Origin of the sequence: Actinomadura sp. KC06 (assembly GCF_004348735.1) — a bacterium.
Classification (GTDB): domain Bacteria; phylum Actinomycetota; class Actinomycetes; order Streptosporangiales; family Streptosporangiaceae; genus Spirillospora.
On sequence record NZ_SMKT01000005.1, the window covers coordinates 25,552 to 47,901 of the forward strand.

Here is a 22,350-nt window from a genome sequence, read left to right on the forward strand (position 1 = left end):
TGCGGGGGACCTCAACCCCGCCAGCGTGTTGACCCTAGTGAACGGGGGTGCGGGCTCTCGGCGTAACCGGGATTCCTCCGGGAAGGTCGGCTTTCAGCCGCCCGTGGGCGCGGGCTTGTCGGGGGCGTTGCCGCCGAGCGACTTCGGCAGGTAGTTCTGGACGGCGGCGGGACGGAACCCGGCCTGCTGGATCCAGCCGAGGATCGTCAGGAGGTCCTTGGCGAGCCCCTTGCGGTAGTGCATGAGGATGATGTCGCCGGGCCTGAACCCCTTGCCGCCGTCGCCGCGCGCGAAGCCGTTGAACCCGACGCCCGGTCCGGTGGTGCCGTTGTAGAACTCCGCCGACCACAGCAGCACCGACTTGATGCCGCACTCCTTGGCGACCTGCCGCGTGGTCTGGTTGAAGCTGCCGAACGGCGGACGGAAGATCTCGGGACGGCGCCCGTACTGCTTCTGGATCTGGTCGGAGGCTTCGCAGATCTGCTTCTTCTGCCTGTCGGCGGGGAGCGTCCCCATGTTGGGGTGGCTGACGGTGTGGTTCTCCATGCGCGAGCCCGCGTTGCGCATGGCCCAGAAGTACTGTCCCTGGCCCTTGATGTAGGTGGAGGTCAGGAACGTCATGATGGGAACCTTCCGCGTGCGGACGAGGTTCACGAACTCCGAGTCGTACTCGTAGCCGTCGTCGATGGTGAGGAAGACGACGCGCTCCTGCGTCTCGATGCTTCTGATGACCGGGGGCAGACCGTCCTGGGACGGCGGCGGAGGCGTCCAGGAGCCGGGCTTCGGCGTCGCCCACTTCTGGTCGCCGAGGACGGCGGCGAGCTGCGTCCGCATCGACGGCCCCGAGTCGCCCGCCCGCGCGGTGAGGACGGGCCAGCCGCCCGCGGCCACGCCGACCACGGCGGCGGCAACCATGCTGATCACGGGCGTCGTACCTCGCATCGGCCGCGTACTCCGTTCGGTTCGGCTGGGGGTTCGCATCGGTTGACGCGCGGGTGGCGAGGGGAGTTCGCACCCGGCGGAACCTGCCGGACATATCTGACCATTTCCCAGGATCGGGCGGGCGCATCTGCCCAATCCTCGGCGTGTACTCGGCAGATGTTGCCGTTCGGCGCGGCGGCGCCATTCCCTAAAGTCGGGTCCATGCAGCTCACCGGCAGTGCCACCGTCGCCGCGCCGCTCGCCCGGGTGTGGGACGCGCTCCAGGATCCGGCGGTCCTGGCGAGGACGATCCCCGGATGCCGCTCCCTGGAGGAGACGGGCCCGGACACCTACCGCATGACCGTCACCGCGGGCGTCGCCTCGATCCAGGGGACGTACGTGGGGCGGGTCGAGCTCGCCGATCCCGACCCGCCGCGCTCGTTCGTCCTGCGGGCGCGCGGCCAGGGGGCGCCCGGCACGGTGGACGCGACCGTCCGCGTCCGGCTCACCGGCGGCGACGGCTCGACCCGGATCGACTACGACGCGGACGCGGTCGTCGGCGGGATGGTCGGCGGCGTCGGCCAGCGGATGCTCGGCGGCGTCGCCAAGCGCACCGCGGGCGAGTTCTTCGCCGCGGTCGAACGCGACCTCACCGCGCCCCCGCCCGCACCCGCTGAACCCGAGGCCGCGGCTCCGGACGCGCAGGCCGGGACGGGCGCCGTCTACGCGGGACGCGCGGCGGCCGTCCCGGAGCGCGCGACCACCGGCTGGCCGATGATCGTCGCGTTCGGCTCCGGCGGCCTCGTCGCACTCATCGGCGTGCTGATCGGCTACCTGCTGGGGCGCCGCTCCCGCCGCTGAACTGCCAGCCGTCGAGGGGCAGGGAGCGTCAGCTCACCCCGACGAGGTCGACGACGAAGATGAGCGTCTCGCCCGGCTTGATGGCCGGGCTCGGGCTGCGGTCGCCGTAGGCGAGGTGCGGCGGGATGACGAGCTTGCGGCGCCCGCCCACCTTCATCCCGGCGATGCCCATGTCCCAGCCCTTGATGACGCGGCCGGAGCCGAGCTCGAAGTCGAGCGTGCCGCCCCGGTTCCAGGACGCGTCGAACTCCTCGCCGGTCGACCACGACACGCCGACGTAGTGCATCGAGACGTTCGAGCCCTTCGCGGCCTCCGGCCCGTCGCCCTCGGTGATGTCGGTGATGTCGAGGTACGCGGGCGGCTGTCCCTCGGGGAAGTCGATCTCGGGGCGTTCCAGGGCCATGAACGGGCTCCAGCGTCTCGTCGGAAATCGGAACTGCTCAGCCTAGCCCTAACGCGCCCTCACGAAACACGATCCCGTCCGTTGGCAGATTGCGACGGTTTCGCAGGTGGGCGGCGTCCGGTAGACCCGTGTTCATGAGGCGGCTGCGGATCGGGATCGACACGGGCGGGACGTTCACCGACGTCGTCGCGCTGGACGAGGACGGCGGCGGGCTCGTCACCACGAAGACGCCCTCGACGCCCGCCGACCCCGCGGAGGGGTTCGCGGACGGCGTCGCGAAGATCCTCGCCCTCCTCGGCGCGGAACCGGCGGACGTGGCCGCGCTGTCGCACGGCACGACGGTCGCGACGAACCGCCTCCTGGAGGACCGGATCGACGACCTCGGCTTCATCACCACCGAGGGCTTCGAGTCGATCCTGGAGATCGCGCGGCAGAGCGTCCCGGACGGCTACGGCAACAGCTACTTCTGGGTGAAGCCGCCGCGGATCGTCCCGGCGCACCGGGTCCGGACGGTCGGCGGGCGGCTCGACCACACCGGCGCCGAGCTGCGCCCCTTCGACGAGGCGTCGGCGGTCGCGGCGGCCCGCTGGTTCCGCGAGGAGGGGATCCTCGCGATCGGGGTGTGCTTCCTGCACTCCTACGCCGACCCGTCCCACGAGCTCGCGATGCGGGACGTGCTGGCCCACGAGCACCCGGACGCGGTGGTGTCGCTGTCGTGCGAGGTGCTGCGCGAGTACCGCGAGTACGAGCGGTCGGTGACGACGCTCGTGGACGCCGCCGTCAAGCCCGCCATGAACGGCTACCTCGCGCGGATCGCGGAACGGCTCGCTGGGCGGGTCGCGTCCCGGCTGCTGGTGATGAAGAGCAACGGCGGCGTGCTGTCGGCGGACGAGGTCGCCCGCCAGCCGATCACGACCGTCCTGTCGGGCCCGGCCGCCGGAGCGCTCGGCGCGGCGTTCGTGGTGTCGCACAGCGGGCACGGCTCGGTCGTGACGCTGGACGGGGGCGGGACGTCCACCGACGTCGCGGTCGTCCTGGACGGCGAGCCGACCCTCACCACCGAGGGCTCGATCGGCCGCCACCCCGTCAAGATCCCGATGATCGACATCGTGACGGTCGGGGCGGGCGGCGGGTCGGTCGCGTGGCGGTCGCCGGACGGCGCGCTGAAGGTCGGGCCGCGCAGCGCGGGCGCCGACCCCGGCCCGCTCTGCTACGGCCGCGGCGGCACCGAGGTGACGGTGACCGACGCGCACGCCGTCCTCGGCCGCATCCCGCCGCACCTGCTCGGCGGCGAGGTGCCCCTGGACGTGGCCGCCGCCCGCGCGGGCCTCGACGCGCTCGCGGACCGGCTCGGCCTGCCCGTCGAGCGGGCCGCCGCCGGCATCCTGGAGATCTCGGCGTGGAACCAGGCCAACGCGATCCGGCAGATCACCGTCAAGCGGGGCCTGGACGTCCGCGACTACCCGCTGGTGGCGTTCGGCGGGTCCGGTCCGCTGCTGGCCTGCCGCCTGCTGGACGTGCTCGGCCTGCCCGCCGCCGTGATCCCGGATAACCCCGGCAACCTGTCGGCGTTCGGGCTGCTCACGGTGGACGTGAAGAACGACCACGTCCGGACGCGCGTCGTCCGCGACGCCGAACTCGACCCCGCCCTCCTGGACGAGATCTACACCGACCTGGAGTCGGAGGCCGCGCAGGCGCTCGCCCGCGAAGGCTTCCCGGACGATCGCCGCCGCTTCGCCCGCTCCGCCGACCTGCGCTACTACGGGCAGGCGTTCGAGGTGCGCGTCCCCGCCCCCGCCGGGCACCAGGACGAGGCGTTCCGCGCCGAGGTGGTCAGCCGGTTCCACGACGCCCACGAGGCCCTCTACGGGTACTGCTACCGGGACGACCCGCGGCATCCCGTCGAGTGGGTCAACCTCCGCGTCTCCGGCATCGGCCCGATCGCCCGCCCGCGCCTCACCGAGCGTCCGCCGGGAGACGGCGACCCCTCACGCGCCCTGACCGGCACGCGGACGGTCCACTTCGACAAGTGGGAGGAGACGGCCGTCTACCGCCGCGAGAAACTCGCCCCGGGCGACACCGTGACGGGCCCGGCCGTCATCGAGGAGTTCGGCTCGACGCTGCCGCTGCACCCCGGCTTCACCGCGGAACTCGACGGCTTCGGCAACCTGGTGGTGACCCGATGATCATCGACCCGATGACCGTCGATCCGATCCTGCTGGAGATCGTCGAGGGGACGCTCGCGTCCGTCGAGCGGGAGGTCGAGACGGCCATCGCGCGGACGGCCCGCTCCCCGATGATCCGCGACGCGCACGACTTCCGCGCCGGGATCCACGACCGGCGGCTCCGCAAGCTGACCGGCCGCTCGTACTCCGCGCTCGTCCAGCCGATCGCCCGCGACTTCCCGCCCGAGGAGATGCGTCCGGGCGACGTGTTCTTCCACAACGACGTGTACCTGTCGGAGGGCGGCATCGGGCATCTGCCGGACCTGTGCGTGACCGTCCCGGTGTTCCACGAAGGCGAGGTGGTCGCGTTCGTGCAGGCGTTCGGGCACCACGACGACATCGGCGGCGCCGTCCCGGGATCGATGCCGAGCCATGCCCGCAGCGCGTTCGAGGAGGGCCTGATGGTCCCGCCGATCAAGCTGTGGGACCAGGGCGTCCCGAACGAGGCGGCGCTGACGATCATGACCCGCAACTCGCGGATGCCCGACTCGCTCGCCGGCGACCTGGACGCCGAGTGCTCCGCCTGCCTGATGGGCGCCCGCCGCCTCGGCGACCTGTTCGCCCGCTACGGCCGCGCCGCCGTCGAGGCGTGCTTCGACGCGATCATCGACCGGACGACGGAGACGTTCCGCCGCGAGCTGCTCGCCAAGATCCCGGACGGCGTGTTCGTCTGGGAGGACTACGCCGAGCACGACGGCGTCGACCCGCCCCGCCTGCACGCCCAGCGCATCACGCTGACGGTCGACAAGGCGGCGGACGTCCCGCTCGTCATCGACTTCGCCGGGACGTCCCCGCAGGCCAAGGGTCCGATCAACCACGCGGGCGACTACTCCGGCGGCGTGTTCCTGAAGAAGTGGCTGGCGCCCGTCCTGCGGAACCTGGCCGACACGCCGGAGCGGGCCGCCGAGCTGGACGTCAACGAGGGCGTCGTGCCGCTCATCGAGATGCGGTTCCCGGAGAAGGGCACGCTGCTCACGCCCGTCTTCCCGGCCCCGACGAACGCCCGGACGTTCGTGATCCTGCGGCTGCTCGGCGTCCTCGCGGGCGTCCTGGCGAAGGCGACCGGCGGGCGGATGCCCGCCGACCAGGAGACGATCCGCTACACCGGCGTCTACGGGGAGGACGACCGCGGCCCCTACCTGATGCGGGAGGTGCTCGGCGGCGGCTCCGGCGGCCGCTACTACGCCGACGGCGAGGACACCATCCACGTCGTGCCCGACTCCCGCAACATCCCCGCCGAGTTCGCCGAGGCCCGCTGGCCGTTCATCGTCGAGCGCCTCGGCCTCGCCGCCGACTCCGGCGGGCCGGGGGAGTACCGGGGCGGGCTTGGCTACGACAAGCACATCCGGATGCTCCGCGACGCCCACTACATGTCGATCGCCGACCGGTCGATCCTGTCGTGCTGGGGCGTCAACGGCGGCCGCGCGGGACGTCCCTTCCGCGTGGACATCGACGGCGAGGAGATGGACGGCCTCGTGGACGACCACCCCGTCAAGGCCGGGCAGGTCATCCGCATCCGCACGACCGGTGGAGGCGGCTGGGGCGACCCGCTGAAGCGCGACCCGTCCCGCGTGGCCGCCGACGTCCGCGACGGCAAGGTGTCGGTGGACGGCGCCCGCGACGACTACGGCGTCGTCCTGACCGGCGGCGTCGTCGACGAGGAAGCGACCACGGCCCTGCGGGAACGCCTGCGCGCCGAACGCGGGCCCGCGCCGTTCTTCGACAGAGGCCCGGGCTATGCCGAGCTGTCGGGCGGGTCGCCGTCCGCCGACGTCGACGCCGTCGAGTAGGTCCGGAAGCGATGGGACGTGAACGTGGTGCCGTCCACGAGGAGGTCGGAGCGGGCGCGAGTGCCGTCGGCGGCGAAGAACGCCGTCTCGCGGGTGCTCCACGCGTCCCAGGCTCCGGCGTACTCGGGGCCGTCGCGGTCGATGGCGCGGGCGCGGCGCAGGTCGTGCGGCGCGTCGATCCAGACGCGGAACGCGGCGGGCGACCCCGCCCACGCGGCCCCGACGCCCTCGACGATCAGGACGGGCCCGGCCGGGATCTCCTCCTCCCGCCCGTACAGGTCGTGGTGCCAGTCGTAGCGGCGCAGGTGAGCGGGCCGCCCGTCGCGGAGCGGGTCGAGGACGGCCGCGCGGAGCGGCCCCCACCAGGTGAGCGGGTCGGCGTCCCACGGGACGCGGAAGTCGTCCGACCGCACCACCGGCGCGCCGACCAGCACCTCGGCGAGATGATCGGCGAACGTCGACTTCCCCGCGCCGCTCGGCCCGTCGATCGCGACGACGCGCGCCACGCCGCACGACGGCGGCAGGACCAGCAGCCGGGCGGCGAGCGCGGGATAGGTCAGGGCTGCACCCTGCGGGAACGACACGGAAGGCATACTTCCAGGACGAGACGGAGAGGGGCGACCATGGACCTGCTCGGCGCGACGGGCGGCCCGGTGCGGATCGCGGGACGCGGCCTGCCGCGCGACGAGCTGCTCGGCTGGGCGTCGGCCGTGGCCGCGGAGATCCGGGGCGCGGACGCCGTCGCGGTCCACGCCACGGCGTCCCTGGAGACGGTCGCGGCGGTCGTCGGCGGCCTCCTCGCGGGCGTCCCTGTCGTCCCCGTGCCGCCCGACTCCGGCCCCGCCGAACGCGCGCACATCCTCGGCGACTCCGGCGCGAGCCTCCTCCTCGCCGCCCGCGACGCGACCCCTCCGGCGGAAGGCGAACCGCCCCTCATCCCGGTCGACGCGCTCCCGCACGACGGGAGCACGAAGGCCGAGGCCGACGCCGACGCGACCGCGCTGATCCTCTACACCAGCGGGACGACGGGCGCGCCGAAGGGCGTGCTGATCTCGCGCGGCGCGATCGCCGCCGGGCTGGACGCGCTCGCCGAAGCCTGGGCCTGGACCCCGGACGACGTCCTCGTCCACGGCCTGCCCCTGTTCCACGTGCACGGGCTCGTCCTCGGCGTTCTCGGGGCGCTGCGGGTCGGCTCGCCGCTGGTGCACACCGGACGTCCGAAGCCCGGCGCCTACGCCGGCGCGGCTCAGAACGACGGCGGGAGCCTGTTCTTCGGCGTCCCCACCGTCTGGTCGAGGACGGCCGCCGACCCGTCCGCCGCGCGTGCGCTCAGCAGCGCGCGGCTGCTCGTCTCCGGCAGCGCGCCGCTCCCCGTGCCCGTCTTCGAGCGGCTCGCGCGGCTGACCGGGCACCGGCCGGTCGAGCGGTACGGCATGACCGAGACGCTCATCACGATCAGCGCCCGCGCCGGCGGCGACCGGCGTCCCGGATACGTCGGCACGCCGCTGACCGGCGTCGAGACCCGCCTCGCCGCCGAGGACGGCGGTCCCGTCCCGGCGGACGGCGAGACGCCCGGCGAGCTGCACGTCCGCGCCCCGCTGCTGTTCAAGGGATACCTCAACCGCCCCGACGCCACCGCCGAGTCGTTCGCCGCGGACGGCTGGTTCCGCACCGGCGACATCGCGACCATCGGACCGGACGGCTGGCACCGCATCGTCGGCCGCGCGTCCACCGACCTGATCAAGAGCGGCGGCTACCGGATCGGCGCGGGCGAGATCGAGAACGCGCTGCTCGCCCATCCCGCCGTCCGGGAGGCCGCCGTCGTCGGCACCCCGCACGACGACCTCGGCGAGCAGGTCACCGCGTACGTCGTCGCCGACGGCGTCGCCGAACGGCAGCTGATCGACTTCGTGGCGGAGCGGCTGTCGGCCCACAAGCGGCCCCGGGTGGTGCACCTGGTGGAGTCGCTGCCGCGCAACGCCATGGGCAAGGTCGTCAAGACCCGCCTGGACGACATGACGCCGTAGGAAAGGCTCCCCCAATGCGCCTCGTGACCAACGCCCGCCTCACCGGACGCGACGGCCCGCACGACATCGAGATCGACGGCGGCCGCATCGGCCGCATCGCGCCCGCCGGGCGGCTCGCGGGCGAGGAGTGGATCGACGCGACCGGCTGCTTCGTGAGCCCGCCGTTCGTCGAGCCGCACGTCCACCTCGACACGGCGCTCACCGCCGGGGAGCCGCGCTGGAACGCGTCCGGGTCGCTGTGGGAGGGCATCGCCGTGTGGAGCGAGCGCAAGGCGGCGCTCACCCGCGACGACGTCGTGGCCCGCGCGTCGGAGGTGCTGCGCTGGTACGCGGCGAACGGCGTCCTGCACGTCCGCAGCCACGTGGACGTCACCGACCCCGGCCTCGTCGCGCTGGACGCGATGCTCGCCGTCCGCGACCAGGTCGCCGACGTCATCGGGCTGCAGCTCGTCGCGTTCCCGCAGGAGGGCGTCCGCTCGTTCGACCAGGGCGCCGAGCTGCTGGAAGAGGCCGCCCGCCGCGGCGTGGACGCGATCGGCGCCATCCCGCACTACGAGGACACCCGCGAGGACGGCGTCCGCTCCCTGGAGATCGCGTTCGACATCGCGCAGCGCCACGGCCTGGCCCTCGACGCCCACTGCGACGAGATCGACGACGACCAGTCCCGTTTCGTGGAGGTCCTGGCGGCGCTCGCCCGGCGCGGCGGCCTCCGCGAACGCGCCACCGCGTCGCACACCACGGCGATGGGCTCCTACGGCGGCGCCTACTCCGGCAAGCTCCAGCGCATCATCGCCCGCTCCGGAGCCAACCTCGTCTGCAACCCCCTCGCCAACCTCGCGCTGCAGGGCAGGTTCGACGGCTATCCGAAGCGGCGCGGCCTCACCCAGGTCAAGGAGATGCTCGCCGCCGGGGTGAACGTCGCGTTCGGGCACGACGACGTCATGGACCCGTTCTTCCCGCTCGGCACCGCGTTCCCGCTCCAGGTCGCGCTCGTCGGCGCCGCCGCCGCGCAGCTGACCGCGCCCGCCGAGATCGACGAGGCGTTCGCGATGGTCACCGGACGGGCCGCGCGCGTCCTCGGGCTCGGCGACCGGTACGGCGTCGAGACCGGCCGCCCCGCGAGCCTCGTCGTGCTGCCCGCCGCGTCGCCGCACGACGCCGTCCGGCGGCAGACCCGGCCGAGCCACGTCGTCGCGCACGGCCGCCTGGTCGCCGAGACCCCGGCCGCCGCGACCCGCCTGACCTGGCCCGGACGGCGCCCGGAGACCGTCGACTTCGCCCGTCCCCGGACCGAGGCCCGCGTCCCGCGCGGCGCCGCCGGGAACGGCGCATGACACCTGTCATGCCGATCGGCTGACAGCCGCCGCCGGAACCGGTGATACGCGCTTCTACCGGCGGACGCGCCCCGATCGCGACGCTGGGGGCATGGATACCAGCACACCCATCCGCGTCGAGGGACTCCGCCAGCGGTACGGCGACTTCGAGGCCGTCGCCGGGATCTCCTTCGAGGTCAGGACCGGCGAGCTGTTCGCGCTCCTCGGCACCAACGGCGCCGGGAAGACGACGACACTCGAAGCACTGGAGGGGTACCGGGACGTCCACGAGGGGACGGTCCGTGTCCTCGGCCGCGACCCGCACCGCGAGCGTCGCGCCGTCCGCCCCCGGATCGGCATCATGCTGCAGGAGGGCGGCTTCTTCGCCGACCTCACCGTCGCCGAGACCGTCGATCACTGGCGCGGCTTCACCCCGGAGCCCCGCGACCGCGACGAGGCCATCGCCCTCGCCGGCCTCACCGAGAAGGCGGACGTGCGGGTGCGGCAGCTGTCCGGCGGCCAGAAACGGCGCCTCGACCTCGCGCTCGCGCTGCTCGGCCGTCCCGCCGTGCTGTTCCTCGACGAGCCCACGACCGGCATGGACCCCGAGGCCCGGCACACCACCTGGAAGATCGTCCGGGACGTCGTCGCGGGCGGCGCCACCGTCCTGCTGACCACCCACTACCTGGAGGAGGCCGAGCAGCTCGCCGACCGGCTCGCCATCCTGCACCGCGGCCGGATCGAGACGTCCGGGACGGTCGCCGACGTCGTCGCCGGGCACGGCGACCGCATCAGCTTCCAGATGCCCGACCGCGTCCGGGTCGCCGAACTCCCCGCCCTGCGCGGCGCCCGCGCCGACATCACCGTCGACGGCGGCCGCACCGTCGCCTCGTACACCGTCACGGGCCCCGGGCTCCAGGCGGGCCTGTACGACCTGCTGCGCTGGGCCGACGAGGAACGCGTCCGGCTGGACGGCCTGGAAGCCCGCAGCGCGTCGCTCGAAGACGTCTTCCTCCGCACCGCCGCCGAGGGAGCCTCCCGATGAACCTCACCGCGATGCTCCGCGTCTCACACCTGGACCTCACCCTTCTGTGGCGCAACAAGACGTCCCTGTTCACGGTCTTCGGCATGCCGGTGGTGTTCGCGGGGATGCTCGTCCCGATGAAGGGCGTCGACATGGACGGCGTGGACGGCGCGCTCCTGCAGGGCACCGGCCACCTCGCCTTCTTCCTCGTGTTCGCCGTCCACATGAACCTCGTCACCGTGTTCACCGCCCGCCGCGAGGACCTCACCCTCAAACGGCTCCGCGGCACCGCCCTGTCGGACGCGGAGATCACCGGCGGCAGCGTCCTCACCGCGACCGCGATGTACGCCGTCCAGGTGCTGGCGCTGCTCGTCGTGCTCGGCGTCGCTCTCGGCGGCCGGTTCCCAGCCGACCCGGTGCTCGTCCTGGCGGGCCTCGCGGGCGGCGTCGCCGTCTTCGCGGCGCTGGCGTTCGCGCTCTCCGGCGTCAGCCCGAGCGCCGAGCTGGCGCAGCTCATCGTCCTGCCGATCACGTTCGGCTGCATGCTCGGCGCCGGGGTCATGTTCCCGCTGGACGACCTGCCGGGATGGCTCGCCCAGATCAGCCGCCTCACCCCGCTCAGCCCCGTCGTGGAGATCACCAGGACCGGGTACTTCGGGCAGGACTTCCACGCCCACTCCGCGCACCCGCCCGTCGGGATCCTGGAGGGCTGGCGGACATGCCTGCCGTCGTTCGCCGTCCTCGCCCTCTGGGGAGTGCTCGGCCGGATGCTCGCGGCCCGCTGGTTCCGCTGGGAGCCCCGGCATGCCTGATCGGCCGCGCGGAGCCGATTACAGTGCGGGACGGGAAGGAGGCGGGACATGACGGTCGCGACCACGGCGGACCTCGAAGCGCGCGACACCCGCAGGCTCGAACGCTACCGGCGGATCACCTACCGCTCGTTCCTGTGCGCCGCCGTCGGCTTCCTTGGGCCGAGCCTCGCCGGGCTGAGCATCGCCTACACCGACGGCCACGTCGGCGCCCCCCTCGCCGTCCTGGTCCTCGTGGGACTGGCCCTGCTCACCTGGTACTACGCGCGGCTCGTCAAGACCGGCCTGGCGGGCAGGGCGTCGCGCCGCGACGTCGTGCTCAGCGGCGCGCTGGCGGCCGCGCTGAGCGTGATGATCCTGACCGGCCCGCTGTTCAACGTCATCCCGGCCTTCTGGGTGTCCGCGGTGGTGCTGTCACCGCTCAGCCGCAGGCAGATGGCCGCACTGTGCGTCGCCGTCGCGGCGTTCTGCTCGGTCCTCACCACGGTCGCCGCGCAGCGTCTCGCCCCGGACGGAGCCCTTCCCTGGTACGGGCTCCTTCCGCTCATGTTCGGGATCTACGTCGTCGGCTGCGGCGTCACCGTGTTCCTCAACCGGTACCAGCGCCGCATGTGGGAGATGCACCGGGAGACCCACGCCGCCCGCGACGCCCTCGCGCGGCTCGCGGTCACCGAGGAGCGGCTCCGCTTCTCCCGCGACCTGCACGACCTCCTCGGCCACAGCCTCTCCCTCATCGCGGTGAAGAGCGAGCTGGCGATGCGGATGGCGGGCACCGACCCCGACCGCGCGGGCGCCGAGATGGCCGACGTCCGGCGCACCGCGCGGGAGGCGCTGCGCGAGGTGCGGTCCGCCGTCAGCGGGTACCGCGCCGTCGAGCTGGACACCGAGCTGGCCGGGGCCCGGGTCGTGCTGGAGGCCGCCGGGATCCGCTGCGAGATCGGCGACCCGCCGGACACGCTGCCGTCCGAGGTCCGCTCGGTGCTGGCCTGGGTCATCCGGGAGGGCGCCACCAACGTGATCAAGCACAGCGAGGCCCGGCGCTGCGCGGTCGCGCTGACCGCCTACGACGGGTCCGTGGTGCTGGAGATGCGCAACGACGGCGTCCGCGGCCCGGCCGCCGGGCGGGACGACGGGAGCGGATCCGGCCTCACCGGGCTCGCCGAGCGCGTCGCCGTCGTCGGCGGCGAGATCACCTCAGGCCGCCACGGCCGCGACGGCTTCCTCCTGCGCGCCGCCGTCCCGCTCCCCGCCCCCGGCGAGGACGGCGCCCGCACCGGCGCGGTCACCGGGAGGACGGCGTGATCCGCGTCCTGCTCGCCGACGACGAGCACCTCATCCGCGGCGCCGTCGCCGCGCTGCTCGGCCTGGAGCCCGACCTGGAGGTCGTCGCCGAGGTCGGCCGGGGGGACGAGGTCGCCGCCGCGGTCGCCGAGCACGCCCCGGACGTCGCCGTCCTCGACATCGAGATGCCCGGCGCGGACGGCCTCACCGTCGCCGAGCAGCTCACCGCGACCGGCGCCCGCTGCTCGATCTGCATCCTGACGAGCTTCGGCCGCCCCGGCTACCTGCGCCGCGCGATGGCCGCCGGCGTCCGCGGCTTCGTCGCCAAGGACGCCCCCACCCAGGAGCTCGCCGCCGCCATCCGCAAGATCCACGGCGGCGGCCGCTACTTGGACGCCGAGCTCGCCGCCAGCGCGATGGCCGCGGGCGACAACCCCCTCACCGACCGCGAACGCGAGGTCCTCCGCCTCACCGGCACCGGCGCCGAGACCGCCCGCATCGCGTCCCAGCTGCACCTGTCCGAGGGAACCGTCCGCAACTACCTCTCCACCGCCATGACCAAACTGGGCGAATCCAACCGCCTCGCCGCCGTCCGCGCCGCACGCGACATGGGCTGGATCTGACGCCCGTTAGTCTGGTCGGCGTGAGCGAGCCTCTCGTAGCGCGGATGCAGGGATTCGGCGAGACGATCTTCGCCGAGATGTCGGCCCTCGCCGTCCGGACCGGCGCCATCAACCTCGGCCAGGGCTTCCCGGACGAGGAGGGCCCGGAGGCCGTCCTGGACGCGGCCGTCGAGGCGATCCGGACCGGCGCGAACCAGTACCCGCCCGGCCCGGGCCTGCCGCGACTCCGTGAGGCGGTGTCGGCGCAGCGGCTCGCGCGGTACGGGCTGTCGTACGACCCGGCGACCGAGGTGTTCGTCACCGTGGGCGCCACCGAAGGCATCGCGGCATCGGTGCTGGCACTGGCCGGTCCCGGCGACGAGGTCATCGTTTTCGAGCCCTACTACGACTCCTACGCCGCCGTGATCGCGCTCGCCGGGGCGGTGCGCAGGCCCGTCACGCTCCGTCCGGTGGAGGGGCGCTTCACGTTCGACCCCGACGAGCTGCGCGCCGCGGTCGGCCCCCGCACCAAGGCGATCCTGGTGAACTCGCCGCACAACCCGGCCGGGACCGTGTTCACGCGCGCCGAGCTGGAGGCCATCGCCGGCGTCTGCCGCGAGCACGACCTCGTCGCGATCACCGACGAGGTGTACGAGTACCTGACCTTCGACGACGCCGAGCACATCCCCCTCGCCACCCTGGACGGCATGCGCGAGCGGACGGTGGCGGTGTCGTCCGCCGGCAAGTCGTTCTCCGTCACCGGCTGGAAGACCGGCTGGGTGACCGCGCCCGCGCCGTACGTCCGGGCCGTCCAGACGGTGAAGCAGTTCCTCACCTACGCGGTCAGCGCCCCCTACCAGCGCGCCGCCGCGTACGCGCTGGCCAACGAGATCCCCTGGGTCGAGGAGCTGCGCAAGTCGCTGCAGGCCAAGCGCGACCGGCTCATCACCGGCCTGGAGGCCGCCGGGTTCAGCACGTACCGGCCGCAGGGAACCTACTTCGTCCAGGCCGACATCCGGCCGCTGGGCTTCACCGACGGCATGGCCCTGGCCCGGGCGCTGCCGGAGAAGGCGGGCGTCGTCGCGATCCCGACGCAGGTGTTCTACGACGACGCCGCGGCGGGCGCGCACTTCGTCCGCTTCGCGTTCTGCAAGAAGGACGAGGTCATCGACGAGGCCGTGGAACGGCTCGCCCGCCTCCGCTGATCGGCGCGGATTGCCGAAGAAGCGGCGGCCGTTGGGCGGAATTCGCCCATGAGCGGGACGCCCGGCAGGGCTAGCGTTCGGCCTGTGAGCTGGAACGGCGGGGGCGCGCTCGACGGTGAGCGGGTCCTGATCGCGCTCGGCGGCAACGCCATGACCGCGCCGGACGGCAGCGCCGCGCCGGACGCGCAGGCGGCCGCGATCGAGGCGGCGATGGGCCCGGTGGCGGACCTGGTCGCGGCGGGCGCGCGGGTCGCGCTCACGCACGGGAACGGGCCGCAGGTCGGCAACCTGCTGATCAAGAACCGGCTGGCCGCGGGCGTGGTGCCGCCCGTCCCGCTGGACTGGTGCGGCGCGCAGACCCAGGCCACCGTCGGCGTGATGATCATGAACGCGCTGGAGCGGGCGCTGGCCGGGCGGGGCGCGGCGCGTCCGGTGTCCACGGTCGTGACGCGGACGCTCGTGGACGCGTCCGACCCCGGCTTCGCCGCCCCCGCCAAGCCGATCGGCCGCTACTTCCCGGAGGCGGACGCGCGCCGGGCCATGGCACGCGGCGAGGTGTGGCGGCAATTCGGCGAACGGGGCTGGCGCCGGGTCGTCGCGTCGCCGGAGCCGCTGGAGATCCTGGACGCCGGCGCTGCGGCGGCGCTGCTGGACGCCGGGCACGTCGTCGTCGCGGCGGGCGGCGGGGGAGTGCCCGTCGCCCGCGTGGACGGGACGCTGCGCGGCGTCGAGGCCGTCGTCGACAAGGACCTCGCGGCGCAACTGCTGGCGCGGCGGCTCGGCGCGTCCACCCTGGTCATCGCGACCGACGTCGAGTACGCGATGGCCGGGTTCGGGACGCCGGCGGCCCGCCCGCTGCGCCGCACGACCCCCGCCGAGCTGGCGGAGCTGGCCGCCGCCGGGCACTTCGCCGGCGGCAGCATGGGCCCGAAGGTGGAGGCGGTGCGGCGGTTCGTCGCGGCCGGCGGGCGGCGCGCGGCGATCGCGTCGCTGGCCCGGCTCGGCGCGGCGACGCGCGGCGAGGCCGGGACGATCATCGAGGCGTGACCCGGGGTAGAGAGAGTCGAACAGAGCAGCTGAGGAGCGATGACGTGCCCGATCCGATCGAAGTCCGCAAGATCCCCATCGAGAGCGTGACCGACGCGTCCGGGCTGGCCCGGCTGATCGACGACGGCGTCCTGGACGCCGACCGCGTCCTCGCCGTCGTCGGCAAGACCGAGGGCAACGGCGGCGTGAACGACTACACGCGGCTGCTCGCCGACCGGGCGTTCCGCGAGGTGCTGATCGCCAAGGGCACGCGCCCCCCGGACGAGGTCGGACGCGTCCCGCTGGTGTGGTCGGGCGGCACCGACGGCGTCCTCAGCCCGCACGCCACCGTGTTCGCCACCGTCGACCCCGCGACCGCGCCGCGGACGGACGAGCCGCGCCTGTCCGTCGGCGTCGCGATGAGCGAGATCATCCGGCCCGAGGACATCGGCCGTCCCGCGATGGTCGAGACCGTCGCCGCGGGCGTCCGCGAGGCCATGAAGACCGCCGGGATCGACGACCCGGCCGACGTGCACTACGTCCAGACGAAGACGCCGCTGCTGACGCTCGACACCATCAACGACGCCAAGGCGCGCGGACGCGACGTCGTCACCGAGGACACCCTCAAGTCGATGGACATCTCCAACTCCACCACCGCGCTCGGCATCGCCGTCGCGCTCGGCGAGATCGAGCCGCCGTCCGCCGCGCAGATCCACAAGGACCTGTCGCTGTACTCGTCCGTCGCGTCCTGCTCGTCGGGCGTGGAGCTCGACCGGGCGCAGATCGTCGTGGTCGGCAACGTCCGCGGCATCGGCGGCCGCTACCGCGCCGGGCACGGCGTGATGAAGGACGCCCTCGACGCCGACGGCATCTGGGCCGCCATCGCCTCGGCCGGCCTCGACCTGCCCGACCGCCCTCGCACGTCCGACCTGGGGGAGCGGCTCGTCAACGTGTTCATCAAGTGCGAGGCCGACCCGTCCGGCTCGGTCCGGGGCCGCCGCAACATCATGCTGGACGACTCCGACGTGCACTGGCACCGGCAGATCAAGGCGTGCGTCGGCGGGGTCGCGGCGTCCGTCACGGGCGATCCGGCGGTGTTCGTGTCCGTCGCGGCCGTGCATCAGGGGCCGTCCGGCGGCGGCACCGTCGCCGCGATCGCCGACCTCGGCTGACGAAAGCGAAACGGAGAGTATCCGATTCGACACCCACCGCAGTCGCCGGAGGATATAGCCTTCCTGCCGTGTCCGGACTGACCATTCCCGAACCGCAGTTCCCGGAGGACGACGGCGGCGCCGACCCGCGGCTCTGCGAGGCGCTCGCCGGGTACGCCGCCGGCCGCCTCGGCGCGCACGTGGTGCTGCGGCGGCTGCAGGGCGTGCGGCTGCTGGTGCCGATCGTCGCCGTCCTCACCGAGGAGGAGGACGTCGAGCCCGGCGAGCTCCGCCGGGAGAAGTCGAGCGACATGGCGCTCCCGACGCTGATCGGCGACGACGGCCGGCGCGGCGTGCTCGGCTTCACCTGCACCGAGACGATGCAGGCGTGGCGGCACGACGCCCGCCCCGTGCCGATCCGCGCGGGCGACGCGTGCCGCGCCGCCCTGGACGAGGGCGCCGACGCCCTGGTCGTGGACGTCGCGGGCCCCGTCCCGTTCGCCGTGGACGGCCTGCGCCTGCACCTGCTCGCCGAGGGCCGTCCCGTCCCGCCCCCGCACGAGGACCCGGACGTCCTCGCCGCCGTCGAGGCCGCGTTCGGCTCCGACCAGTCCGTCAGCGGCGTCCGCGTCACCGAGGGCGAGTCGACGGAGCTGGCCGTCCGGTTCGCCGTCGTCGAAGGCCACGACGAGCGCCGCACCGTGCAGCGGGTCTCCGACCGCCTCGCCGGACTCCTCCGCGGCCACATCGTCGGCGGCGTCGAACTGAGCGTCACCCGCCGCGCCTGAAACCCCGTCGGCACGCGACCCTGACGGTCGCCTAGAACCAGGTGATCGGTAGGCCGTGCGAGGGGCCTTCGCCGAGGATCCTGCGGTTCCCGTCCGGCCATGTCCGCAGGGTCACGACCTGGACGGAGTCGAGGCGGGAGGCGTCGCGGGCCTCGAACGTCAGGTAGGCGACGGGCGCGTCCTCGGTGGCGGCCGCGCCGGCGTTCTCAACGTGCCGGATGACGCGCGCCGCCTCGTCCGCGGACATGTACGGCTGCATCGACGAGTGCCACACGACCGTCGCGGCGCCCGGCTTCGGGGCGAGGCCGTCCAGGAACTCGGCGGCGCCCGCCCGTACCACCCTCGCCGGGACCCGCGCGGCCACCTCGAACGCGGCCCGCAGCCGCTCGACCCGCGCCGTCTGGTCGGGCCACACGTACGACAGCAGCCGCAGCCGCGCCTCAGGCGAGGCCGGGTCCAGCGGCGCCGGGTCGCAGCCGAGGCGTTCCGCGACGGTGAGCGGAACGTTCGGCGGGAGGGCGCCGTGCCAGGCGTCCGGCAGCACCACCGGCGATTCGGGCCCGTAGCCGCCGTGCTCGTGCAGGATCCGGAAGTGATCGGCGCGCAGGTTGAGGCCCGCGCTCGCGCCGATCTCCAGCAGCCTGACCGGCAGGCCGTGCGCCGCGGCGGCCGTGAGCAGCCCGCCGACCAGCGGGGACGCCCGCCCGACCTCGTTGGTCTGCGGCGGGTCGGCGAGCCCCGCGCGGATCTCCGCCCCGTGCGCGACCAGGACCTTCCGGAACGCCGGCCAGGCGTCCAGCGGGTCCGCGGTCCCGCCCGCGGTCGGGTAGTGGGCGGCGAGGTCCGGCACGCGCCCCTCCAGGACGAGCCGGTGCACCGTCCCCAGCATCCCGATGACGAAGCCGGCCTCCGTCCGCGCGCCGAGCACGTCCCCGACGAGGTCCGCCGCCTCGTCCGCGGCCCGCGTCAGCAGCTCCGCGTACATCGGGGACCCCAGCTCGGCGCACGCCCGGGCCTGCTCCAGCAACTGCTCTCTCATCGCCCTCCCGCCTTCCGCGACGAGCCTCCCAGATGGCGGCCGCCGTCACGGAGGGCGCCGCGGACTCAATAGGATCAGGGCATGCTGCGCTGGTTGACCGCGGGGGAGTCCCATGGCCCGGCCCTGACCGCGATCGTGGAGGGGCTGCCGGCCGGTGTGCGCGTGACCTCGGCGGACATCGCCGAGGAGCTGCGCCGCCGGCGGCTCGGCCACGGGCGGGGCGCCCGGATGAAGTTCGAGCAGGACCAGGTGACGATCGTCGGCGGCGTCCGGCACGGGACGACGCAGGGCGGCCCGGTCGCGATCGAGGTCGGCAACACCGAGTGGCCCAAGTGGGAGACGGTCATGTCGGCCGACCCCGTGGACGCCGCCGTCCTGGAGGCGCAGGCGCGCAACGCTCCGCTGTCGCAGCCGCGGCCAGGCCACGCCGACCTCGTCGGCATGCAGAAGTACGGCTTCGACGACGCGCGGCCCGTCCTGGAGCGGGCGAGCGCGCGGGAGACGGCGGCGCGGGTCGCGCTCGGCACGGTCGCCAAGGCGTTCCTCAAGCAGGCCCTCGGCGTGGACGTCCTCAGCCACGTGATCGCGCTCGGCGAGGTCGAGGCACCCGACGGCGTCCTGCCCGAGCCCGGCGACCTCGCCCGCGTGGACGAGAGCCCGGTGCGCTGCTTCGACGCGGACGCGTCCGCCGCGATGGTCGCGCACATCGACGAGATGAAGCGGGCCGGGGACACCCTCGGCGGCGTCGTCGAGGTCATCGCCTACGGGCTGCCGCCCGGCCTCGGCAGCCACGTCCACTGGGACCGGCGGCTCGACGCGCGGCTCGCCGGGGCGCTGATGGGCATCCAGGCGATCAAGGGCGTGGAGCTCGGCGACGGCTTCACCACCGCGCGCCGCCCCGGGTCCCGGGCGCACGACGAGATCGACGGCACGCCCGAGGGCGTCCGCCGCCGGACGAACCGGGCCGGCGGCGTCGAGGGCGGCATGACGACCGGCGAGGCGCTGCGCGTCCGGGCCGCGATGAAGCCGATCTCGACCGTCCCGCGGCGGCTGGACACCATCGACGTGAAGACCGGCGAGCCCGCCAAGGCGATCAACCAGCGCAGCGACGTCACCGCCGTGCCCGCCGCCGGCGTCGTCGCGGAGGCGATGGCCGCGCTCGTCCTGGCGGACGCGGCCCTGGAGAAGTTCGGCGGCGACTCCGCCGAGGAGACCGCCCGCAACCTGCGGGGATACCTGTCCTCGCTGACGATCAAGTGAACTGGATCCGCTGACCATGCGACCGAAGGCAGTCATCATCGGCCCGCCCGGGTCGGGCAAGACCACGATCGGCGCCGCGCTCGCGGACCGGCTCGGCGTGCCGCTGCGCGACACCGACGCCGACGTCGAGTCCGCGGCGGGCAAGCCGATCGGCGAGATCTTCATCGACGACGGCGAGGAGCGCTTTCGCGAGCTGGAGCGCTCGGCCGTCGCGGCGGCGCTGGCCGAGCACGAGGGCGTCGTCGCGCTCGGCGGCGGCGCCGTCCTGGCGGCGGAGACGCAGGAGCTGCTCGACGGGCACGCCGTCGTGTACCTGCGGGTCGGGCTGTCCGAGGCGATCAAGCGGGTGGGGCTGGCGTCGGCGCGGCCGCTGCTCGTCCTGAACCCGCGCAGCCAGATGCGCAAGCTGCTGGAGGAGCGCCTGCCGATCTACGAGCGGCTCGGCACGATCGAGGTCGACACCGACGGCCGCGACCCGGCCGAGATCGTCGAGGAGATCGCGAAGGCACTGGAAGGCGCGGCGTGACGCAGTCGCGAGTGCACGTGGGCGGCCCCGACCCGTACGACGTGGTCATCGGGACGGGAGTCCTCGGCGAGCTGCCCCGCATGGTCGGCGAGCGCGCGCGGACGGTCGCCGTCGTCCACGCCGAGGGCCTGCCGGAGATCGCCCGCCCGGTGTGCGGCGCGCTGGAGCAGGCCGGGTACACGGTGCACGCGCTGCCGGTCCCGGACGGGGAGGCGGCCAAGGAGACCGGCGTCCTCGCCGGGCTGTGGTCGGCGTTCGCCCGGCACGGCATGACCCGGACGGACGCCGTCGTCGGCGTCGGCGGCGGCGCGACCACCGACCTCGCCGGGTTCGCGGCGGCGTCGTGGCTGCGCGGCGTCCCGGCCGTGCTCGTCCCGACGACGCTGCTCGGCATGGTCGACGCGGCCGTCGGCGGCAAGACCGGCATCAACATCCCCGAGGGCAAGAACCTCGTCGGCGCGTTCCACCCGCCCGCCGGCGTGCTGTGCGAGCTGGCCACGCTGGTCACGATGCCGCGCGAGGACTACATCAGCGGCCTCGCCGAGATCATCAAGGCCGGTTTCATCGCCGACCCGAAGATCCTGGAGCTGGTCGAGGACGACCCGGCGGGCGCCGCGTCCCCGGACGGCCCGCACACCCGCGAGCTGGTCGAACGCGCCGTCCAGGTGAAGGCGGACGTGGTGTCCGCCGACCTGAAGGAGAGCGGCCTCCGGGAGATCCTGAACTACGGCCACACGCTCGCGCACGCCATCGAGAAGGCCGAGGACTACCGCTTCCGGCACGGCCACGCCGTCGCCATCGGCATGGTGTACGCGGCCGAGCTGGCCCGTCTCGCCGGACGGCTGCCCGCCGGGGTCGTCCAGCGGCACCGGGACATCCTCACGTCCGTCGGCCTGCCCGTGTCCTACGCCGCCGACTGGGCGGGGCTGCGCGCCACGATGACCATCGACAAGAAGTCGCGCGGCTCGACGCTGCGGTTCGTCGTCCTGGACGGCGTCGCGGAGCCCGGCCGACTCGAAGGGCCGGACGAGGAGCTGCTCGCCGCCGCCTACCGTGAGGTCTCCCGATGACGACCCGCGTGCTCGTCCTGAACGGGCCGAACCTGCGGCGGCTCGGCGTCCGCGAACCCGACGTGTACGGGACGACGACCCTCGACGACATCGCCGCCCTCTGCCGCGACACCGGCCGCCGCCTGGACCTGGACGTCGAGGTCCGGCAGACCGACGACGAGGCCGAGATGCTGCGCTGGGTCCACGAGGCCGCCGACGGGCGCGTGCCCCTGGTGGTGAACCCGGCCGCGTTCACGCATTACTCGTACTCGCTGCGGGACGCCCTCGCCCAGCGCACCGCGCCGCTCGTCGAGGTCCACATCAGCAACCCGGCCGCGCGCGAGGAGTTCCGCCACACGTCGGTCGTCGCGGGCGTCGCCACCGGCACGATCGCCGGATTCGGCGCGATGTCGTACGTCCTCGCCCTCCAGGCCATCGCCGACCTGATCAACGAGAAGTCCGGAAAGGGCTAGGTCTCCCGGACGGCCTGGCGGGTCAGGTCCTTGAGCTCGGTGACGACGTCGTCCAGCGGGGCGACGTCGCGGTGGGCGCGGCAGAGGATCGTGGCGCCCTCGACGGCGGCGAGGATCAGGCGGGCCAGGCGGGCGGCGCGGTCGTCGGGGACGCCGGCGTTGCCGAGCCCCGTGGCGAGGGTGTCGCGCCAGCGGTCGAACGCCGCCGCCGCGGCCGCGGCGAGCTGCGGGGCGTCGTCGTGGCTCTCCACGGTGACGGCGACGATGGGGCACCCGGCGCGGAACTCGCTCTTGATCAGGACCTGCCGCCACCAGCCGGTGAACGCGTCCACGGCGGACGCGGCGTCCCCGCCCTCGGTGGCGGCGAGGATCCCGGCGTTGAGGTAGTCGCCGGCGTAGCGGACGGCCTCCTCGGCGAGCTGCGCCTTGCCGTCGGGGAAGTGGTGGTAGATCGACCCGCGCGGCGCGCCGCTGTGCGCGATGACGTCGCGGAACCCGGTGCCGCTGTATCCGCGCTCGCGGAAGAGGAAGGCGGCGCTGCGCACCATGCGTTCCCGGCTGTCGGTCCCCATGACTC

At 74.0% G+C, this 22,350-nt stretch carries 22 protein-coding genes; 17 read left to right on the forward strand and 5 right to left on the reverse strand.

The features are described from left to right. Positions 1–93 precede the first annotated feature (93 nt). Positions 94–915 carry a polysaccharide deacetylase family protein gene (locus E1287_RS03120; protein ID WP_243718559.1) on the reverse strand — a complete coding sequence of 274 codons (822 nt, stop codon included), beginning with the start codon at positions 913–915 and terminating at the stop codon, positions 94–96. A 228-nt stretch (positions 916–1,143) separates the two neighbouring features. On the opposite strand from E1287_RS03120, the gene E1287_RS03125 reads away from it, so the two are divergent. Continuing rightward, on the forward strand, positions 1,144–1,782 hold the full coding sequence (locus E1287_RS03125) for a carbon monoxide dehydrogenase subunit G (protein WP_131963265.1): 639 nt from the start codon (positions 1,144–1,146) through the stop codon (positions 1,780–1,782). A gap of 28 nt (positions 1,783–1,810) precedes the next feature. Here the strand turns inward: E1287_RS03125 and E1287_RS03130 are convergent, their stop codons facing one another. Beyond that, positions 1,811–2,185: an FKBP-type peptidyl-prolyl cis-trans isomerase gene (locus tag E1287_RS03130; protein WP_131963266.1), complete on the reverse strand. Its 375-nt coding sequence runs from the start codon at positions 2,183–2,185 to the stop codon at positions 1,811–1,813. 134 nt (positions 2,186–2,319) lie between these two features. On the opposite strand from E1287_RS03130, the gene E1287_RS03135 reads away from it, so the two are divergent. Then, the gene (locus E1287_RS03135; RefSeq protein WP_131963267.1) at positions 2,320–4,371 is read left to right on the forward strand and encodes a hydantoinase/oxoprolinase family protein; all 2,052 of its coding nucleotides are present in this window, start codon (positions 2,320–2,322) and stop codon (positions 4,369–4,371) included. A gap of 11 nt (positions 4,372–4,382) precedes the next feature. Next, positions 4,383–6,200, forward strand: coding sequence for a hydantoinase B/oxoprolinase family protein (locus E1287_RS03140; protein ID WP_207933983.1), 1,818 nt, complete (start codon positions 4,383–4,385; stop codon positions 6,198–6,200). Here the strand turns inward: E1287_RS03140 and E1287_RS03145 are convergent. After that, entirely contained in the window at positions 6,146–6,784 is a 639-nt protein-coding gene (locus tag E1287_RS03145) for an AAA family ATPase (RefSeq protein WP_207933984.1), read from the reverse strand. The genes E1287_RS03140 and E1287_RS03145 overlap by 55 nt on opposite strands. A 39-nt stretch (positions 6,785–6,823) precedes the next feature. On the opposite strand from E1287_RS03145, the gene E1287_RS03150 reads away from it, so the two are divergent. The 10 genes from E1287_RS03150 to E1287_RS03195 all read left to right on the forward strand — a co-directional run bounded on the left by E1287_RS03150 (position 6,824) and on the right by E1287_RS03195 (position 17,426). Beyond that, positions 6,824–8,227: an acyl-CoA synthetase gene (locus tag E1287_RS03150; RefSeq protein WP_131963269.1), complete on the forward strand. Its 1,404-nt coding sequence runs from the start codon at positions 6,824–6,826 to the stop codon at positions 8,225–8,227. Positions 8,228–8,241: 14 nt separating this feature from the next. Beyond that, on the forward strand, positions 8,242–9,561 hold the full coding sequence (gene codA / locus E1287_RS03155) for a cytosine deaminase (RefSeq protein ID WP_131963270.1): 1,320 nt from the start codon (positions 8,242–8,244) through the stop codon (positions 9,559–9,561). 91 nt (positions 9,562–9,652) lie between these two features. Beyond that, positions 9,653–10,585 (forward strand): ABC transporter ATP-binding protein, encoded by a 933-nt coding sequence (locus tag E1287_RS03160; RefSeq protein WP_131963271.1) that lies wholly within the window; start codon positions 9,653–9,655, stop codon positions 10,583–10,585. Further along, the gene (locus tag E1287_RS03165; protein ID WP_131963272.1) at positions 10,582–11,376 is read left to right on the forward strand and encodes an ABC transporter permease; all 795 of its coding nucleotides are present in this window, start codon (positions 10,582–10,584) and stop codon (positions 11,374–11,376) included. Before E1287_RS03160 ends, E1287_RS03165 begins: the two co-directional genes overlap by 4 nt. Positions 11,377–11,424: 48 nt before the next feature. Beyond that, entirely contained in the window at positions 11,425–12,675 is a 1,251-nt protein-coding gene (locus E1287_RS03170; RefSeq protein ID WP_131963273.1) for a sensor histidine kinase, read from the forward strand. After that, a complete protein-coding gene (locus tag E1287_RS03175) occupies positions 12,672–13,277 on the forward strand; it encodes a response regulator transcription factor (RefSeq protein ID WP_131963274.1) in 606 nt (201 codons plus the stop codon). The genes E1287_RS03170 and E1287_RS03175 overlap by 4 nt, the downstream gene beginning before the upstream one ends. A 20-nt stretch (positions 13,278–13,297) precedes the next feature. Beyond that, a complete protein-coding gene (locus E1287_RS03180) occupies positions 13,298–14,461 on the forward strand; it encodes a pyridoxal phosphate-dependent aminotransferase (RefSeq protein ID WP_131963275.1) in 1,164 nt (387 codons plus the stop codon). A gap of 84 nt (positions 14,462–14,545) precedes the next feature. Next, positions 14,546–15,508: a carbamate kinase gene (locus tag E1287_RS03185; RefSeq protein WP_243718543.1), complete on the forward strand. Its 963-nt coding sequence runs from the start codon at positions 14,546–14,548 to the stop codon at positions 15,506–15,508. Between the two features lie 44 nt (positions 15,509–15,552). After that, positions 15,553–16,659: a ring-opening amidohydrolase gene (locus tag E1287_RS03190; RefSeq protein WP_131963277.1), complete on the forward strand. Its 1,107-nt coding sequence runs from the start codon at positions 15,553–15,555 to the stop codon at positions 16,657–16,659. 68 nt (positions 16,660–16,727) lie between these two features. Continuing rightward, complete coding sequence (locus E1287_RS03195) at positions 16,728–17,426, forward strand: SseB family protein (RefSeq protein WP_131963278.1); 699 nt, start codon at positions 16,728–16,730, stop codon at positions 17,424–17,426. Positions 17,427–17,457: 31 nt separating this feature from the next. Here E1287_RS03195 and E1287_RS03200 read toward each other — a convergent pair whose 3' ends face one another. Beyond that, positions 17,458–18,465, reverse strand: coding sequence for a DUF2332 domain-containing protein (locus tag E1287_RS03200; RefSeq protein ID WP_131963279.1), 1,008 nt, complete (start codon positions 18,463–18,465; stop codon positions 17,458–17,460). An 81-nt stretch (positions 18,466–18,546) separates the two neighbouring features. On the opposite strand from E1287_RS03200, the gene aroC reads away from it, so the two are divergent. The 4 genes from aroC to aroQ are packed head-to-tail and all read left to right on the forward strand — an operon-like array spanning position 18,547 to position 21,773. Next, positions 18,547–19,725 (forward strand): chorismate synthase, encoded by a 1,179-nt coding sequence (gene aroC, locus E1287_RS03205; protein WP_131963280.1) that lies wholly within the window; start codon positions 18,547–18,549, stop codon positions 19,723–19,725. Between the two features lie 10 nt (positions 19,726–19,735). Continuing rightward, the gene (locus E1287_RS03210; RefSeq protein WP_131963281.1) at positions 19,736–20,251 is read left to right on the forward strand and encodes a shikimate kinase; all 516 of its coding nucleotides are present in this window, start codon (positions 19,736–19,738) and stop codon (positions 20,249–20,251) included. Next, positions 20,248–21,321, forward strand: a complete 1,074-nt coding sequence (gene aroB, locus E1287_RS03215; RefSeq protein WP_131963282.1) for a 3-dehydroquinate synthase — start codon at positions 20,248–20,250, stop codon at positions 21,319–21,321. The genes E1287_RS03210 and aroB overlap by 4 nt, the downstream gene beginning before the upstream one ends. Next, complete coding sequence (gene aroQ, locus E1287_RS03220; protein WP_131963283.1) at positions 21,318–21,773, forward strand: type II 3-dehydroquinate dehydratase; 456 nt, start codon at positions 21,318–21,320, stop codon at positions 21,771–21,773. Before aroB ends, aroQ begins: the two co-directional genes overlap by 4 nt. Here aroQ and E1287_RS03225 read toward each other — a convergent pair. After that, the gene (locus E1287_RS03225; protein ID WP_131963284.1) at positions 21,770–22,345 is read right to left on the reverse strand and encodes a TetR/AcrR family transcriptional regulator; all 576 of its coding nucleotides are present in this window, start codon (positions 22,343–22,345) and stop codon (positions 21,770–21,772) included. The genes aroQ and E1287_RS03225 overlap by 4 nt on opposite strands. Between the last annotated feature and the right edge of the window lie 5 nt (positions 22,346–22,350).